At 71.1% G+C, this 16,064-nt stretch carries 21 protein-coding genes and 2 pseudogenes; 18 read left to right on the top strand and 5 right to left on the bottom strand.

Translation table 11 applies throughout. From position 1 onward, the window contains the following. From VG276_24485 to VG276_24510, 6 genes are all read left to right on the top strand, one after another. The coding region (locus VG276_24485) for a metalloregulator ArsR/SmtB family transcription factor (protein ID HEV8652457.1) at positions 1-287 on the top strand (287 nt) is incomplete at its 5' end. Between the two features lies 1 nt (position 288). Continuing rightward, the gene (locus VG276_24490; GenBank protein ID HEV8652458.1) at positions 289-654 is read left to right on the top strand and encodes a hypothetical protein; all 366 of its coding nucleotides are present in this window, start codon (positions 289-291) and stop codon (positions 652-654) included. Then, complete coding sequence (locus VG276_24495; protein HEV8652459.1) at positions 651-905, top strand: hypothetical protein; 255 nt, start codon at positions 651-653, stop codon at positions 903-905. The genes VG276_24490 and VG276_24495 overlap by 4 nt, the downstream gene beginning before the upstream one ends. A 27-nt stretch (positions 906-932) precedes the next feature. Then, complete coding sequence (locus VG276_24500; GenBank protein ID HEV8652460.1) at positions 933-1,280, top strand: hypothetical protein; 348 nt, start codon at positions 933-935, stop codon at positions 1,278-1,280. Positions 1,281-1,531: 251 nt separating this feature from the next. Then, positions 1,532-1,795 (top strand): hypothetical protein, encoded by a 264-nt coding sequence (locus tag VG276_24505; protein ID HEV8652461.1) that lies wholly within the window; start codon positions 1,532-1,534, stop codon positions 1,793-1,795. Continuing rightward, positions 1,792-2,313, top strand: a complete 522-nt coding sequence (locus tag VG276_24510; GenBank protein ID HEV8652462.1) for a lysylphosphatidylglycerol synthase domain-containing protein — start codon at positions 1,792-1,794, stop codon at positions 2,311-2,313. The genes VG276_24505 and VG276_24510 overlap by 4 nt, the downstream gene beginning before the upstream one ends. A 294-nt stretch (positions 2,314-2,607) precedes the next feature. On the opposite strand, the gene VG276_24515 is transcribed toward VG276_24510, so the two are convergent. Beyond that, positions 2,608-2,904: an isoamylase early set domain-containing protein gene (locus VG276_24515; protein HEV8652463.1), complete on the bottom strand. Its 297-nt coding sequence runs from the start codon at positions 2,902-2,904 to the stop codon at positions 2,608-2,610. Between the two features lie 467 nt (positions 2,905-3,371). Here VG276_24515 and VG276_24520 point away from each other — a divergent pair. Together VG276_24520 and VG276_24525 are read left to right on the top strand one after the other, a co-directional pair. Then, a pseudogene (locus tag VG276_24520) lies at positions 3,372-3,632 on the top strand (response regulator). Between the two features lie 322 nt (positions 3,633-3,954). Then, positions 3,955-4,353, top strand: a complete 399-nt coding sequence (locus VG276_24525; protein HEV8652464.1) for a hypothetical protein — start codon at positions 3,955-3,957, stop codon at positions 4,351-4,353. A 148-nt stretch (positions 4,354-4,501) separates the two neighbouring features. On the opposite strand, the gene VG276_24530 is transcribed toward VG276_24525, so the two are convergent. Together VG276_24530 and VG276_24535 are read right to left on the bottom strand one after the other, a co-directional pair. Beyond that, a complete protein-coding gene (locus VG276_24530) occupies positions 4,502-4,978 on the bottom strand; it encodes a hypothetical protein (protein HEV8652465.1) in 477 nt (158 codons plus the stop codon). Continuing rightward, positions 4,965-5,531 carry a hypothetical protein gene (locus VG276_24535; protein HEV8652466.1) on the bottom strand — a complete coding sequence of 189 codons (567 nt, stop codon included), beginning with the start codon at positions 5,529-5,531 and terminating at the stop codon, positions 4,965-4,967. Before VG276_24535 ends, VG276_24530 begins: the two co-directional genes overlap by 14 nt. Positions 5,532-6,041: 510 nt before the next feature. Here VG276_24535 and VG276_24540 point away from each other — a divergent pair. The 5 genes from VG276_24540 to cutA all read left to right on the top strand — a co-directional run bounded on the left by VG276_24540 (position 6,042) and on the right by cutA (position 8,962). Next, complete coding sequence (locus VG276_24540) at positions 6,042-6,185, top strand: hypothetical protein (protein ID HEV8652467.1); 144 nt, start codon at positions 6,042-6,044, stop codon at positions 6,183-6,185. A 56-nt stretch (positions 6,186-6,241) separates the two neighbouring features. Next, positions 6,242-6,853 carry a dihydrofolate reductase family protein gene (locus VG276_24545; GenBank protein HEV8652468.1) on the top strand — a complete coding sequence of 204 codons (612 nt, stop codon included), beginning with the start codon at positions 6,242-6,244 and terminating at the stop codon, positions 6,851-6,853. 597 nt (positions 6,854-7,450) lie between these two features. Then, on the top strand, positions 7,451-8,251 hold the full coding sequence (locus VG276_24550) for a transposase (GenBank protein HEV8652469.1): 801 nt from the start codon (positions 7,451-7,453) through the stop codon (positions 8,249-8,251). Next, positions 8,248-8,598 (top strand): transposase, encoded by a 351-nt coding sequence (locus VG276_24555; GenBank protein HEV8652470.1) that lies wholly within the window; start codon positions 8,248-8,250, stop codon positions 8,596-8,598. The genes VG276_24550 and VG276_24555 overlap by 4 nt, the downstream gene beginning before the upstream one ends. Positions 8,599-8,617: 19 nt before the next feature. Continuing rightward, a complete protein-coding gene (gene cutA / locus VG276_24560) occupies positions 8,618-8,962 on the top strand; it encodes a divalent-cation tolerance protein CutA (protein ID HEV8652471.1) in 345 nt (114 codons plus the stop codon). A 422-nt stretch (positions 8,963-9,384) separates the two neighbouring features. Here cutA and VG276_24565 read toward each other — a convergent pair whose 3' ends face one another. Further along, positions 9,385-9,573, bottom strand: a complete 189-nt coding sequence (locus tag VG276_24565) for a hypothetical protein (GenBank protein HEV8652472.1) — start codon at positions 9,571-9,573, stop codon at positions 9,385-9,387. 121 nt (positions 9,574-9,694) lie between these two features. On the opposite strand from VG276_24565, the gene VG276_24570 reads away from it, so the two are divergent. Beyond that, positions 9,695-10,234 carry a serine hydrolase gene (locus VG276_24570; protein ID HEV8652473.1) on the top strand — a complete coding sequence of 180 codons (540 nt, stop codon included), beginning with the start codon at positions 9,695-9,697 and terminating at the stop codon, positions 10,232-10,234. Continuing rightward, a pseudogene (locus VG276_24575) lies at positions 10,231-10,707 on the top strand (serine hydrolase domain-containing protein). The gene VG276_24570 and the pseudogene VG276_24575 overlap by 4 nt, the downstream one beginning before the upstream one ends. A gap of 513 nt (positions 10,708-11,220) precedes the next feature. Here the strand turns inward: VG276_24575 and VG276_24580 are convergent. Continuing rightward, positions 11,221-12,387 (bottom strand): epoxide hydrolase, encoded by a 1,167-nt coding sequence (locus VG276_24580; protein ID HEV8652474.1) that lies wholly within the window; start codon positions 12,385-12,387, stop codon positions 11,221-11,223. Between the two features lie 103 nt (positions 12,388-12,490). Between VG276_24580 and VG276_24585 the strand changes: the two genes are divergently transcribed. The 3 genes from VG276_24585 (at position 12,491) to VG276_24595 (ending at position 16,042) form a co-directional block, all read left to right on the top strand. Continuing rightward, positions 12,491-13,486, top strand: coding sequence for a YafY family protein (locus VG276_24585; protein HEV8652475.1), 996 nt, complete (start codon positions 12,491-12,493; stop codon positions 13,484-13,486). A gap of 1,113 nt (positions 13,487-14,599) precedes the next feature. Next, positions 14,600-15,130, top strand: a complete 531-nt coding sequence (locus tag VG276_24590; protein ID HEV8652476.1) for a DinB family protein — start codon at positions 14,600-14,602, stop codon at positions 15,128-15,130. 375 nt (positions 15,131-15,505) lie between these two features. Beyond that, positions 15,506-16,042: a hypothetical protein gene (locus VG276_24595; GenBank protein HEV8652477.1), complete on the top strand. Its 537-nt coding sequence runs from the start codon at positions 15,506-15,508 to the stop codon at positions 16,040-16,042. Positions 16,043-16,064 lie beyond the last annotated feature (22 nt).

The raw sequence follows: 16,064 nt of genomic DNA on the forward strand, positions 1-16,064 counted from the left end.
GCGCCCTCGGGGATCCGACCCGGCTGCGCATCCTCGGGCTGCTCCAGGCCGAAGGCGAGCTGTCGGCCGGGGAGTTGACCCGCCGGCTCGCCCAACCCCAGCCCAAGGTCTCCAACCACCTGGCCTGCCTGCGCTGGTGCGGGTTCGTCGCCACCCGCCGCGACCACCGGGTCGTCTACTACCGGCTGGCCGACGACCGGGTCGCCGCCATGCTGGAACTGGCCCGCGGGCTACTGGCCGACAACGCCGACCACGTGGCCGCCTGCTGCCGCATCGCCAAGAGCTAACATGCCCACCACCATCCCAGCGCACCAGCCAGCAGCCCCGAAGCCGCCGCTGGTCGAGGTGCTGACCGTCCCGGGCTGCCCCAACCGCGACGGTGCCATCGCGCTGGTCGAGCGAGTCCGCGAACAGCTCGGCAGCAACGCCGAAATCCGGGTGGTCGACGTGGTTGATCAGCGGGCCGCCGAGCAGGCCCGCTTCCTGGGCTCACCGACCATCCGGGTTGACGGCCGCGACATCGAGCCAGACGCCGACCGGCGCGACGAGTACGTCCACGCCTGCCGGCTCTACCAGGGCGAGCACAGCCTGCACGGGCTACCCGACGAGCACTGGCTGCGTCAGGCGCTGATCGCAGCGCAGGCGCGCCCATGACCGACCACCCCCAGCCAGCCGCACCAGCGACACACCCGCCGTCGCGGCGACGGCCCCTGCGCATCGTGGGCTTCGTGGCGGCCTGCCTACTGCTGTTTGTGCTGCTGGCCGGTGGGCTGTACTTCTTCGCGCCGCGCTCGGCGCCACCCGGCGTGACCATGACCGACCTACACGGGATCGCCGACCTGCAAGCCCGGTTCAACGCCGACCGCGGCCAGCCCCGGCTGGTCGTGATCTTGTCGCCCACCTGAACGGAGTGTCGACACGGCGCCAGGTTGGTGCAGTCCGAGATCCTCAACACCCATCCCCAGGCCCGGCTACGGGTCTATGCCATCTGGGTCAACAAGCTGTTCGGGGACGGGCGCAACCGCTGGGACGCCGCTGGGCTCACCGACCCGCGCGTCGTACACCTGTGGGACGCCGACGATGTGTCCGGCGGCTGGCTGGTCGACAACGTCACTGGCAACCAAGGCAGCGACTGGGACACCTACCTGCTCTTCGGCCCCAACGCCACCTGGACCAGGCAACCCACGCCACTGCGCAGCTCCGGTGGTCCGGTCGACCAAGAGATCGATGCGCTCGGCCAGGCCCTCAGCCCACTGCTCGCCACCACCGCAACCCCCTGAGCCATGAGCCACGACCTCGACCCCAAGGTCGAGTGGCTCGCCGTCGAACCGTGCCCGTAGGACTGCCACGACCGTGCGCAGGGTCGTCTGGCGCCGGCCCTCGGGCTTAGCTCACCCCGCGAGCTGCTGCGCAGGCGCGTGGCGTTCGACCGGGCATGGCTGGACCAGGGACGGCGTGTGAGCCGGCCTGGAGCCCGTGAGCCAGCCGGATCCGAGGTCGCGTGGGCCTGGTCGCACGAGGGGGATGAGCTGTGATGGTCGAGCAGGGGCCACCCGCAGCCAGCCGCCGCTCCCGGACCCGCCCGGTCGTCCAGGGTGTGCTGTCGCTGGTGCTGGTGGTGGTCATCTTCTACTTCCTGCTCAAGCAGATCGACCTGGCCCAGGCGTGGGCCGCGATCACCGCCATGACCTGGCTGGAGCTGACCACCCTCGGCCTGCTCGCCGTGTGGAACCTGTGCACCTACGCGTTCGTGTGGATGTCGGTGACGCCTGGGCTGTCGTTGGGCGGGCGATGATGATGACGCAGGCGACCACCGCGGTAGCCAATACCGTGCCCGGTGGGTCGGCGATCGGCATCGGCCGGGTCGCCGCCGCCCTGCTTGGGATCGTCGGGCTGCTGGGCGCCGTCGTGGTGTTCGCGCTGATGCTGCGCAGCGAGGAGCAGGCGCGCCGGTTCGGGCTGCTGGCGGGCAGGGTCGCCTCCCGGGTGCTCCGGCTGGTGCGGCGGCCGCCGGTGGCCGGCTGGGAGCTCGCCACGGTGAAGTTCCGCAACCGAACCCTTGGCCTGCTCGAGCGCGGCTGGGTCCCGATCACCGTGACGTCGCTGGTCAGCCACCTGTCGCTGTACCTGGTGCTGCTGGTGGCCCTGCGCCAGGTCGGGGTGAGCAACGCCGAGGTCGGCTGGGCGGAGGTGCTGGCGGTGTTCGCCTTCGCCCGGCTGGCCACCGCGATCCCGGTCACCCCTGGCGGGGCCGGCCTGGTCGAGGCGGTGATGATCGCCGGGCTGGTCGGGGCCGGTGGCGACAAGGCTTGAGGTGGCCGCCGCCGTGCTGATCTACCGGGCGCTGACCTGGGCCCTGCCGATCCTGGTCAAGGTCGGCTGCTACCTGTGGCGGCGGCGGTCATTCACGGTCCCGGCGCAGGACGCCCACAGCGCGGCCGGACCGGGCGGCCGTGACTGCCATCCCACGCCGAGGCGGCCTTTCCCCATATTGCCCCGGGGTTCGCCGGTGGGCCATACCCTGCCCGGCCCACGGTTGCCTCGAACAGCAACCGGGTGACGCCCCGGCGAGCGTCACCCTGGCGGCATCCGGTTGAAGCGGTGCTGTTAGGTGTGGATGACGGCGTTGTGGCCGCCGACGCCGTTGGGCTCAAACGCCTCAGCAGTCTCGTCGTCGTGCCAGCGGCCACCCTCGGCGAGGTAGCGGAAGGCGAACCGGCGCCCGGGCGGCAGGGTCACCGCGGCGCTGCGGGTGCCGTTCCCGCGGGGACGCAGCGGATGCGCGAACGGGTCCCAGCCGTTGAAGTCGCCCACCACCGAGACCTTGCCGGCGACCGCGTCGCTGGGCAGGACGAAACTGACCTTGACGGCCTTGCGGCCCTTGACGGGGTCCTGCTTGATCACTGCGGGGCCTCCTCGCGAGGTGAGTTGACCGACACTCCACCATGTCGGGACGGCACCAGTCGTGCTTGACCAAGAACGCTCGATTCGGAAGCCGGGGGAGCAGTCCCGTCGGCGTGCCGCTGGCTTGCTCCTCGGCAGTGGTCCGGCCCCGCATTGTCATTGTCGGCCAGCAACACTGGCTGATCGGGGGGATCCCCGGGGGGCGGGATGTCGACGGTGACCGCTCTCAAGCAATCGAGGACCTGCCGTGCTCGCAGGGCCACGGTCGGCAGCAGACGTCATGGCCGCTGGCCCGGGTCGCCGCAGGTGCTGGAGCGGCCACCTGAACTTGGGGGCGCCGGGGCCGGGGGATAGGCGCGGCAGCCGACGCGGTTGTGGTCCCGAGCGTGTGGCTGTCTGCCACCTCGCTGTGGGGTTAAAGTGGCCGATCGGACGGCCGAACCAAGCATCGGGAGGTGATAGGCCCGGTGACTGCTCGACGTGTCCTGCTGGTCGACGACGAGGACGACATCCGCGAGGTGGCTCAGGTGAGCCTGGAGATGACCGCCGGGTGGGAAGTGCTGACGGCCGGCTCGGGTAACGAGGGGCTCGCCACGGCGGCGGCCGAGCAGCCGGACGCGATCCTGCTCGACATGATGATGCCGGACATGGACGGGCCGACCACCTTCCAGAGCCTGCGGGCGAACCAGTCCACCCAGCACATCCCGGTCGTGCTGCTCACCGCGAAGGCCAGCATCAAGCTCGACGACCTCGACGTGCTCTGCGGCGTGCTCGGCTGCGGCGTCGAGGAGCTGCTGATCCCTGAACCCGGCAAGGTCGCTCGCCCGGCCCCCGCCGGCGACCAGCAGGACCGCCAGGCGGCAGCCTCTTCGCCTTCCACGCCCTCCTCGCCGGCGGGGCGGCCGGTGACGCCCAAGCGCCGCGACGGGCGATCGTTGCCGCCGCTCTGAGCCTGAGGTGCCGGCGCGGGGGTCCCGCAAGGGCGCCTCCACCTGCGTGGGCTGCCTGGCCTGGGGGGTCTTGGGCGCACGCCGTTGCGGCGCGTGCGGCGTGCGGAGGCACAAGCATCCCGGCGAGGGCGAGTGCGCGGGCTGCGGCAGGGTCCTCGCGGTCAAGGACGGCTCCTGCCGGCTGTGCTGGACCCAGGCTCGCTACCAGGCCCACGCCGCCGGTGGGCTTGCCCGAGGCGCGGTCAGCGTCCTGGAATCGAGCCCGACGCTCCGCCATCACCAGCTGTTCTTCGACCGGATGAAGCTCCGCCGCCCCCAGGGGCCGGTCCGCAGACACGACCGCCGTGGCGCCCCCCGCAAGCCGCCGCCCGCACCAGCCTGCCGCCCAGCGCCCGGGCCCGTGCAGCGCAGGCTGTTCGACGCGCGCCCGGACTACCCCCGCTTCGACGAGGCCGCCCACGCCGAGCCCGGCAACCCGTGGCTGGTCTGGGCGGTCTAGCTCGCCTACCGCCTCGGCGAGGCCCGCGGCTGGCGCAGAGGGATCCGCTTGGCGGTCCGGCGCGGGCTGACCATCGTGCTCTCGCAGCACGCCCAGGGCGACACCGTCCGCTACGCCGAGAGGTTCCCGGCCCTGCGGGCCCTGGACCTCAGCTGGCGGTGCTGGTGGGAGTTGGTGACGGGCTCGTCCGGCGGCGCGTAGTTCGCGCAGGTCGGGGATGTGGTTGTAGAGGGTGCCGGGGCTGATGCCGAGCAGCCGGGCGATGGCGGTGATGCTGGGTGTCGGGGTTGGGCAGCATGTCGCGGGCGGCGCGGATGATCTCGGGTGTGACGACGGTGGGTCGTCCGCCGACGCGACCGCGGGCGCGGGCGGCGGCCAGCGCGATGGCCAGCGGGATGCCGTCCAGCCGCCGGCAGATCGCACGGACGGCGTCCCGGTGGGCGTCGGGGTCGAATCCGGAGCGGACCAGCACGGCCCGGTCGGCGAACAGCCGCACCGCCTCGTCCTCGACCAGGGAGGGGACTCGCCACACCGTCTCGCCGGGCACGCCCAGCGGCTCCCGGCTGGTGGTCAGCACCGAGACCTGGGGCAGGCGCGCAGCAGCGCCTCGGTCAGCTCCGCGCACGCATCCAGCAGGTGCTCGCAGGTGTCCAGGCACACCAGCAGCCCCGGCCGCGGACCTGGGAGGCCAGTGCCTGCAGTGGCCGGCTGGTCGGCTCCAGCAGGACCCGCAGGGTGGAGGCGGTCAGCCTGGCGACCAGGTCGGGGTCGGTGACCGCTCCCAGGTCCACCCACCACACGCCGTCGGGCCAGTGGTCGGCCAGCTCGGCGGCCTGGAGGGCCAGTCGGGTCTTGCCGCACCCGCCCGCGCCGGCCAGGGTCACCAGCCGTTGCGCCGCCAGCAGCTCCCGGACCTGGCGCAGCTCCTCGGCGCGGCCGACGAAGCTGGTGAGCTGGATGGGCAGGTTGTTGGGCAGCACATCAAGGGAGCACGGCGGCGGGAACTCGCCGGCCAGCTCGGCGTGGCGCAGCTCGAACAGCCGCTCGGGGCGGGACAGGTCGCGCAACCGGTGCACCCCAAGGTCCACCAGCCGGGCGCCCGCTGGCAGCGCGTCGGTGGCCAGCGCGGCCGTGGCCGCCGACAGCAGGGTCTGCCCGCCGTGGGCGACGTCACGCACCCGGGCGCAGCGCTGGGCGGCGACAGCCGTGTGGTCGCGCTCGCCCGTCCGCTCCAGATCCCGATGCGCACCTGGAGCGGCAGCCCCGCGGGCCAGACCTCGGCCGCGATCGACCGCTGGATGGCCAGGGCGGCGGCGACCGCCGCACCGGCTGTGTCGAAGACCGCCAGGACGCTGTCGCCCTCGGTCCCGCCGGTGCGAGCACCGCCGTGGGCTCGGATGGCCGCGTCGAGCAGCTCGTGGTGGCGGGCGAGCGCGGCCGCGGCGGCGTCGGGGGCCAGCTCCCACAGCAGCCTCGCCCGCTCCACCCCGGTGAGCAGGAACGTCGCCGTTCCCCCAGGCCGGTCCTGTGCCGTGTCGTACCCCACCGCACCCACCTGTCGACCGCGCCACCGGCTGGCTCCAGGCCGTGGGCGCCCGGGTAGATGCAGTCTATCGGCGCGGGTGACATGTGGCTGGGGTGGCACGGGATGCAGCCGGGATGAAGCCGGAATGAAGGCGGTGACTGCTATGCTCCGGCTGACGTTCGTTGGCGCGGGCCTGAGGACGTTCCCGCCCGACGTGCTCGACACGGTGGTGGCCAGGCTCGCCGCCGCCTGGGCCGAGCTGACCGGCGGGCCGCGCACCGGCTCCCGGGCGGATGTGGACCGATGAGTTTCCGGCGTCCGCGGCGTCCAACCGTCCGTAGGACCATCTGGAAGGAGAGCGCGATGAAGCTGACGGTGACCACGTTCCTCTCGGTCGACGGGGTGATGCAGGGACCCGGCGGTCCGGACGAGGACCGCGGCGGTGGGTTCACTCGGGGCGGCTGGCTGGTCCCGCACTTTGACGAGGACGCCGGCCGGTTCATGAACGAGGTGTTCGAGCAGGCCGATGCGTTCCTGCTCGGCCGGCACACGTACGACATTTTCGCCGCTTCCTGGCCGAAGACGACGGACCCGGACGACCCGGTCGCGAGCCGGCTCAACACGCTGCCCAAGTACGTCGCCTCGACCACGCTGACCGCGCCCGAGTGGGGCCCCACCACGGTGCTCACCGGCGACGTGCCCGCCGCGGTGGCCGAGCTCAAGCGGCAGCCGGGGCGGGAGTTGCAGGTGCACGGCAGCGGCGGGCTGGTGCGCACGCTGCACGAGCACGACCTGGTGGATGAGTACCGGCTGCTGGTCTTCCCGGTCGTCGTCGGCGAGGGGCGCCGCCTCTTCCCCGACCAGGGCGTGGCCACCGGGCTCACCCTGGTGGACTCGCGCACCACCGGCTCGGGCGTGGCCATCCACGTGTACCGGCCGACCGGCCGCCCCGAGTTCGGCTCAGTCGAGCTCTAGCTGGTTCGGTACCAGATCGCGGCCTACGAATAGTCCCCGTTGGACAGTCTCAGCTGGACACTCCGATATGGACGGCCGTGCCGGGAGGGCCCGGCACGGCCGGGTCGGCGCACCGCCGTCAGCGGTCAGACCCGGCACCCGGCGGGCGGACGACGCAGCGGAAGCCGAGATGGCAGGTGGAGGTGTCCACCGCCTGCGGTAGCCGGGCGGTAGCGACGGCAGTAGCGGCAAGAAGAGTTCTCAGCTTCGATGGCACTTCTCAGATCCACGGCTCAGGTCTGCAGACCTTTCTCGGCTTGCGTGGCACAGGACACCGAGCCCTTCCTCGCGCTCCGACAGCGGGTCTGCAACTCAGCACATAACTGCGGCACCTACGGTGTCGTGCGAGCTGCGAAGACGCCGGCTAGCACGGCGCTTGGCTTCCGATCCATGGTAAGGATGGGGCCAGTTCAGCTCCGTGCGCGGCTCGTACACGTCACTCAAGTGACAGGACTTACGCGGTGACTTGAGCTGTGCGTGAGCTTGCACCGCAAGAGACGCCACGGTCGGGAACGCTCCTGTTGTCTGCAGGTAGTTCCCGAAGAAGGAAGGCTCCTCGTGGCGTCTCGGCTGTACCGTACCACCCGCCCGCTGCACCTCCAGGTCACCCGCGCTCTTGACCAGCTGGTCGTGGTCTCCGTCGGCAGCCCGACCACGGTGATCTTGATCGCCTTGTACGTGACCGGCCTGATCTTGCTGGACGCGCGCCCGACGCAGCCACGCGTCACGCGCGTGCTGCCGGGCCGCTGCCACGACGCCCGCAACCGGCTGCTGCGGGTAACGCCCCTGTCCACACGTCGGCTGATGGGCCTGCTGGTCGCGTGGGTGAGGCGCGCTGACCAACCGGGCTGCCTGTGCCTGGACGACGTGGTGGTCGAGAAGGCCTTCGCCAGGCGGCTGCCGTGGGCCGGGTGGACCTCCTCGTTCGCCACCAAGCGCAAGGTCTACGGCATGCACATCGTCGTGGTGCTGTGGTGCAGCCTCGACGGGCGCTTCAGGATCCCGGTCGCGTTTCGCCTGTGGCGGCCCAAGCGCGCCTGCACCCCCGCCGCCTACCAGACCAAGCTGCAGTTGGCCGCGCGGATGCTCACCGAACTGGTCGCTGCCGGCCTGCCGATGCAGTACCTGGTGATGGATACCCACGACACCGCAGGGTGGTTCACTCGCCTGGCCGGCCGGCTGGGCCTGGTGTGGGCCGGGACGCTGCCCCGCGCACCACGGTGGTCTGGCACGGCCGGCGGCAGTCGGTCGCCGAACTGGCCGGGTGGCTGCGCTTGGCATGGCGTCCGCGGCTTGGCCTGCGCGCGGTCGCCGTCACGGTCTACGCGCCAACGTACGGGGTCGTGCGGTTGGTTGTGACCAGAAACCGTCACGGCAACCATGATTACCTCGTCACTGGCGAGCTGACCGCCGACCTTGCCACGGTGGTGGCGCGCAAGCAAAGCAGGTGGCGGGTGGAGACGATCTTCCGTGACACCAAGCAGGACGCCGGGCTGGGTGCCTGCCAGTGCTGGACGGGTCAGGCGATGGTCCGCCACGTCGCCGTGGTCCTGTTCGCCTTCGTGGTGCTGCAACAGCTCCGCCTGGACCCTGCCGAGCGTGTCGCCGCGGTCAAGGAGCGCTGGCAGCTGGCCATCACCTGCCAAGGCGAGCAACCACCCGCGCCCCTCAACGCCTGCCCTGCTCACCTCCGCGCCACCGCGTAAGTCCTGTTACTGAGGTGTCATGGACACGTCGGCTCGAGTGGATGAGGTCTGCGACGTCATCATCACCGCGCCCGATTCGGACTGGCTGGTGGAGTTCACCCGCCGGCTCGTGCGCGACCGGCTATGCGCTTCGGGGCACAACTTCCAGCCCATCCGCACCATCTACCGCTGGCAAGGCCAGGTCCACGACAAGACCGAGGGCCGAGTTGCCTTGCGGACCCGACGCAGCCTCCTCCCGCAGATCATCGACCGCGTGAAGCGAGACCACCCGTACGAGGTGCCCAGCGTCGTTGATCTTCCGATCATCGACGGCGGCCCCGACTACCTTCGCTGGATCCTGGAACAGACCGAGCAGCCGGCCTGAAGCGGGCCGAAGAGCGGCCCTCGCGGCGGGAGCCTCGTTCTCCCACCACGTCCAGGGTGGAGGGATCTGGCCGGGACGGTGCTGGCATGCCCGACCACCAGCCGCAAGCGCTCCGACCAACCAAGCCGGCACCCGTGCCGACCAATGGCCGGCAGCCTTGATTCAGTCGGGCCGACTTCGTTGGCTCCACCGCTTGCCCCCGGCGACCTCAGAGCAGGCCACGGCATCCACCGGGCCTGTTCCACGAGGACGGGCAGACCGCCCGACCAGGCATCAGGAGGGCAGCAGCATGACCGAGGCCAGCGTGAGCTTCGCCGGCAACCTCACCGACGACCCCGAGGTCCGCTACACCGAAAGCGGCATCGCCCAGGCCATGTTCCGGGTGGCGTTGTCGGGTCGCAGGGAGCAGGAGCCGTCGTTCTTCACCGTGATCGTGCGGCGCGCTCGGGCGAGTCCTCGCCCGAGCGCTCGTCGATCAACCGGTCAGTGGGAACGACCTCGTTCGGGTGGAGGAGGAGCACGGCGAGAAGCGCACGCGGCTGGCGTCCGCCCAGGGATACCTCGCCGCCTTCGTCCCACACCTCGAGCGGTCCCAGGATCCGGAACTCCATCGGGCCTCCCGGCCCGGGACGCTAACAGCTGTTGCTGGGCTGAAAGAGACCTGAAACGGACCGGGTCGCTCATCGGCCTCGACAGAGGAGCACAATGAGATGCGGTAAGAGGATGAGCGAGATGCCCACGAATCGGATCCAACACCTCGGCGCCATGAGGGAGGTCCGGGGCCGCAGGAGCGCAGTCGCTGCTGCAGCGCTGGTCGCATTCGTCACACTGAGCTTGTTCCTTCTCGTCCTGCACAGGATGACGCAAGCGGACGCGTTGGCGGCGCTCTCGGACCATGCCGAGGAGCGTGCCGGTGCCGACCAGTTCTCCGGCGCCGTGCTCGTCGCCCGGCACGGGAAGGTTCTGCTCCAGGACGCCTGGGGCCGTGCCGACCGGGAGTCCGGTACGGCGAACACGCCGGCGACGAGGTTCCGCATCGGCTCGATGAACAAGATGTTCACAGCGGTCGCGACGCTGCGGCTCGTCGAGACGGGCAAGCTGGCGCTGGACGACCCCATCGGCAATCACCTGCCCGACTATCCGAACAAGGACGTAGCCTCGAAGGTCACCGTGCGGCACTTGCTCACCCATACCGGAGGCACCGGCGACATCTTCGGTCCGGAGTTCGAGCGGAACCGCCCCTGGCGCTGCGGGAGCACAGCGACTACGTGAAGCTCTATGGCTCGCGCGGGCTCACGCACGAGCCGGGCGCCCGCTTTGAGTACTCCAACTACGGCTTCGTCCTGCTCGGCGCGCTCATCGAACAAGTGAGCGGTGGGTCGTAGGACGACTATGTTCGCGACAACGTCTTCCGCCGGGCCGACATGACGTTCACGGGCTCGCTACCTGAATCCGAGGACGTACCGAACCGGGCCGTCGGATACATGAGGTCATCCCCTTCTGGTGGTGCTTGGGTGCCGAATAGCGACACGCTCCCATGGAGGGGCACGGCGGCGGGCGGCGGCGACTCGACGGTCGGCGACCTCATGCGATTCGCACAGGCGTTGAGCTCGGGGACGCTGATCCCGAAGGCGACGCTCCCGGAAGCCACCCGCCCGCACCGGCAGCAGTACGGGTATGGCTTCGCCGTGCAGGAGAAGGGCCGCCGGGGAGCTACGGTTACGGCGGTGGAGCGCCCGGCATGAACGGTGAGCTCCGGGTATTCCCCCAGCTCGGCTACGTCGTGGTCAGCCTCAGCAACCTCGACCCGCCGGCGGCTTCCGAGCTTGTGAACTTCTTCGCGCTCCGAATGCCGGACTAGTAGCTGAGCTCCATCCGCCTGGCCTTCGGTCCGAGACGCCAACAGCTGTTGCGCGCCTAAACCCCGGAGAGGAACTCTTTACTCGTCGGGGTCGCCATCTTCATCATCTGGATGCTCGTGCTCGGCGCGGGCCTCGCACCGCGTCAACGAGCACCCCCCACACCGTTAGAGCGTAGAGCGCGTTTCCGACCTTCGACTGATTTGTTGGTCCGCGAGTGCGTCTGCGTTCGCAACGAGCGACAGGGCGCTGGGCCCGCTGTGCCAGGCCGTGTGATCCAACCGGTCAACGTGTCTGGTCAGCGGCATCAGCACGATCGGCGGTTGCGTCCAGTGGTGCTCTGGCTGGGCGCCGACCCGGTCCCAAGGCCGGCACCCTAGCGCTCGTTTGACCGGAGTCTCAGCGGAAGCGGCGGAAGAACGCGCGCACGTCGCCGACCAGCAGGTCGGGCACCTCCATGGCGGCGAAGTGGCCGCCGCGGTCAAACTCCGACCAGTGCTGGACCTTGTGCTCGGGGTCGAGCACGCGCCGCATGAGGCTGCCCTCCCCGAACACCGCGAAGCCGGTCGGTGCCGGCGCGGGCGCTCCCCACTCCCGAACCGCGTGCGCGGCCTCGTAGAGGAAGGTCGCCGCGGAGGCGCCGCTGCGGGTGAACCAGTACACGCTGACGTTGGTCAGGAGCTGGTCGCGGTCGACGGCGTCGTCGGGCAGCTCCTTGGTGGGGTCGGTCCACTCCTTGAACTTCTCCGCGATCCAGGCCAGCTGCCCGGCCGGCGAGTCGGTCAGGCCGTAGGCCAGCGTCCGCGGGCGGGTGCCCTGGATCTGCAGGTAGCCCTTGCCGTCCTCGCCGTACTGGCGCAGCCGCTGGTGGCTTGCCTTCTCCGTCTCGGAGAGGCCGTCCAGCTCGGCAGGCAGGAAGCCGAGGAGCGCCAGCGCCATCGGATCGGTGTTGACGTGCGCGCCGACGACGCGGTCGGGGTCAAGGCCGCTCAGGTCCCCGGACACGCCCGCACCGATGTCGCCGCCGTGGGCGCCGTAGCGGGTGTAGCCGAGGCGGCGCATCAGCTCGACCCAGGCCTTGGCGGTACGACCGGACTCCCAGCCCGCTGCCCGGAGTGGTGTCGAGAAGCCGAAGCCCGGCAGCGACGGCGCCACCACGTGGAAGGCGTCGGCGGGGTCGCCGCCGTGGGCGCGCGGGTCGGTCAGCGGCCCGATGATCTCCAGGAACTCCGCGACCGAGCTGGGGTAGCCGTGGGTGACGAGCAGCGGCAGCGCGTCGGGTTCGGGCGAGCGGACGTGCAGGAAGTGGATGGGTTGGTCGTCGATGGTGGTGGTGAACTGCGGGAACTGGTTGAGCTTGGCCTCGTGGGCGCGCCAGTCGTAGCCGTCGGCCCAGTAGGCGGCCAGCTCCTTGAGGTAGCCCAGGGGCACGCCGCGGCGCCAGCCGACCCCGGGAAGCTCGTCGGGCCAGCGGGTGCGGGCCAGCCGGGCATGCAGGTCGTCCAGGTCGGCCTGGGGGATGGCGATCCGGAACGGCCGGATCTCCGTGGTGTCGCGGGCGGTCACCCTGGCCACCGTAGCCTCCTTGCGTGGGGTTCACCGGACGAGTGGTACGCTACCAACCATTCCGGAAAGAATCGTTCCGCGATACCTGGGATCATCGGTTGGGATGGTGCGGACCTCGGCGCGACTGTTGCGCTTGCTGTCGTTGCTGCAGGCGCGGGCCGACTGGTCCGGCGCGGAGCTGGCAGACCGGCTCGGGGTGACCACCAGGACCGTCCGCAACGACGTGGAGCGGCTCCGCAGCCTCGGCTATCCGGTGCACGCCAGCCCCGGCGTGGGCGGCGGCTACCGGCTCGGCGCGGGCGCGGCCCTGCCCCCGTTGCTGCTGGACGACGACGAAGCCGTCGCGGTCGCCGTCGGGCTGCGCACCGCCGCGGGCAGCGTGACCGGCATCCAGGAGACCTCGCTGCGGGCGCTGGCCAAGCTCGAACAGGTGCTGCCGTCGCGGCTGCGCCATCGGGTCAACGCGCTGCAGAGCGCCACCGTGGAGATCCCCGCACCAGGACCGAGCGTAGACCCCGAGGTGTTGACCGCCATCGCCGGCGCCTGCCGCGACCACCAGCGGCTGCGGTTCGACTACCGCGACCACGACGGGTCGGCGAGCATCCGTACCGTCGAGCCGCACCGGCTGGCGCACGATCGTGGCCGCTGGTACTTGGTGGCCTGGGACGCCGACCGGGCAGACTGGCGCACCTTCCGTGCCGACCGCATCCGGCCCCGCACCCCGACCGGCCCGCGGTTTGCCCCCCGCCAGCTACCCGACGGTGACGTCGCGACCTACCTGCTGCGGGGTGTGGGGTCGGCGATGTGGCGCTACCGGGCCCGGGTGCGGGTGCACGCACCGGCCGCGGTGATCACCGGGCAGCTCCCGCCTGCGGTCCTGGTCGAGGCGGTCGACGAGCACAGCTGCATTATCAACGTCGGTTCCGACACCCCCCAGATGCTCGCCGCCTACCTGGGGATGCTCGACGCTGACTTCGACGTCGTGGAGCCCCCCGAGCTCGTCGAGCAGCTCCGGACGCTGGCCGATCGGTACCGCCGCGCGATCACCAGGACGGGCGCTGAGCACAGTTTCATGCCTTCGGCCGGGTCAGCGACTTGAGGCAGATCAGCGCGCACGCTAGGTGGAGGAATCCCAGCAGAATGTCAGCGCGCCGCTTGTAGCGGACCTGAAACCGCCAGTGGCCGACCAGTCACGCCAGCGACCGCTCCACCACGTGCGGTGGCGGCGCAGCCGCCCGCTCGACTCCTTCCCACGCCGGGCGATCCGCGGGTGATGCCGCGTCGGCGCAGCGCCCTGCGACAGCGTGGGTAGTCGTACCCCTTGTCGCAGTTGGGGCCGTGCGGCCATCCTCGTCGTAGGACTTGTTGGCCCTTCCAGGCCTGTCCACGCGGGCGTCTGGCCCCACGACGACGACCACGGACAGTAGTCGCGCGTCGAGCCCAGCACGGCGGCCGCGCGGCAGGTGCAGCAACGTCGCGCTGTAGCCAGCCCTGTGCCTTGGCGCAGCGCCAGCGACCGGGCGACCTCGCGCCGGTCTGGCCCTCTGCTCGGTCAGCGGTCGGGGCGTGGCCGCCGCCCGGCCCGAGCGCGACCCGACCAGGTCCGCGGCCGACACCCCTGACCGACCCATGACCTGCGAGCGTCCAGGCCTCCTTGGGCCGTGGACCGAGCCGTTCGGGGAACGGCAGCCCACCTGGAACTCAACCGGTTCCAGTCGTGAAGGCTGCCCGGCCGCACCGACCTGGTCCTCAAGCGCCACCGCCGGGCTGATGTGGGGCGAGACGGACGCGACCGGGCGACGGGCGGACACCAGGCGGCTAGACAGCTGGATCCCAGACGACGGAACCAGATGGCCGGCCACCGGACGGGCGGACACTGGACGGCTGGACAACCGGGCACCGGACGACGGACCCGGATGGGTGGACATCGTAGGGTGCACGCCGACCGTCGGCGGACGGCATGGCAGGCAGCCTGGCATGCCCGACCAGGGCGAGGACGCCAGCGGTGTCGGCGGAGCGGGATGCCGCGAGGTCAAGGCGTGGGGCGAACCAGGTTGGCCGGTCTGTCGATCGCCGCCGAAGGCGGCTCAGCAGCCACTTGGTTCGAAGGAGCGCCTTGAGCGGGCCATGCCAGGCCGCCGGCTCACAGACATAGGCAGGGCGACCCGCCGCTACGCTGGACCAGAACCTGGAACCCGGCCAAGGAGGCCACATGGAGGAGCGCATCATCGCCGCCGACCCGGTCGCAGACCCCCAAGGCTACCAGCAGGAGCTGCTGGCGCTGCTGGGAACCACCGACCCGCTCGAGGTCTTGGCCGCGACCCCGGACGCGTTCCACCAGCGGACCAGGGGGCTTGCCGCCGAGGTGGTCGGCCGGCGACCCGCGCCCCGGGAATGGTCGGTGGCGGAGCTGTTGGGCCATCTGTGGGACGCCGAGATCGCCTACGCGTTCCGGGCGCGGGCCATCCTGGCCCAAGATCGCCCGCGGCTGATCGGCTACGACCAGGAGGCCTGGGCGCTGCTCGCACGCCCCCCGTTTGGGGAGCTGCTTGCCGCCTTTGCGGCGCTGCGCGCGGCCAACCTCGCACTCGTCAACGGCACCCCTGAGGCCCTGTGGGGGCGGCTGGGCATCCATGAGGAACGGGGACCGACGAGCTTTCGCCTGGCCACCGAGACCATGGCTGGCCACGACCGTGCCCACCTGGTGCAGCTCGACCAGACCATCGCGGCGGTGCATCGCTGACACTCGTCGGCATCCCTGTCTCACGAGCGCGCCCAGGGCGGGTCCGGCCGAGGTGACAGCCGCAGGCGTGGGTGTCGCCCCCGGCCTGCTTGCTAGCCGCACGCCCCGAGGCCCTGGTGCAGGTGGGGCAGGGATGCCACGAGGTCAAGCGCGATGGGACGGCCGAACCTGTCGGGTGCTGTGGCAGTGATCAAGGCGGGCGGCGGGCACCCAAAGAAAGTTCGGCCGCATGCCTCGATCGCGCTTAGGGCTTGCCGCTCGACAACACTGCGGTTTACGGAGCCTTGATCGAGGACGACCGGTGTGGGCCGCGCTCGTGGGGGAACCAGTTGCGGGTTCGCGGCGTAGCATCCAGGAACGCGGACAGGAGGCACGATGCGGCCAGCGATGCGGCTCCTGGCAGCCGGGGCGCTGCTGGCGCTGGCAGGCGGCTGCACGCCAGGCGCCACGCACCGGGCGGCCCCCGCTGCACCACAGCGCACCACGGCCACGACCGTCCCTGCGACGCAACCGCAAGCGAGCGCCGGGCGCCTCGGTGCTGCCGGCTGCCGTCCGCCCTCCCCGGCCACGCCCTGGCTGCAGTCCGGGCAGCAAGCCGGCATCGAGGTGCACGGCACCGCCCGCGGCGCCGAGTTGTGGGCGCTGCCGTTCGCGCCGGTCCCGCTCCCGGTCGGCAAGGAGGTCAAGATCGTCTGGCGCATGACCGGGAGCGGGCCGCTGCGGATCACCGCCACCCGCAGCGACGGCATGTCGGCCAGGCGCACCTTCGGGCCGGAGGAGCATACCGGCTCGAACTGGAACCGGCCCGGTGACGAGTGGGGCACCGGGTTCGTGTTCCCCGAGGCCGGCTGCTGGGACCTGCACCTGGCTCGGACCTTGGGCTCGGGAGACGTCTGGCTGGTGGCCCGCTGAGGCGGGCTCCGTCGCCCTAGGC

This window comes from Actinomycetes bacterium (genome assembly GCA_036000965.1).
GTDB lineage: Bacteria > Actinomycetota > CALGFH01 > CALGFH01 > CALGFH01 > DASYUT01.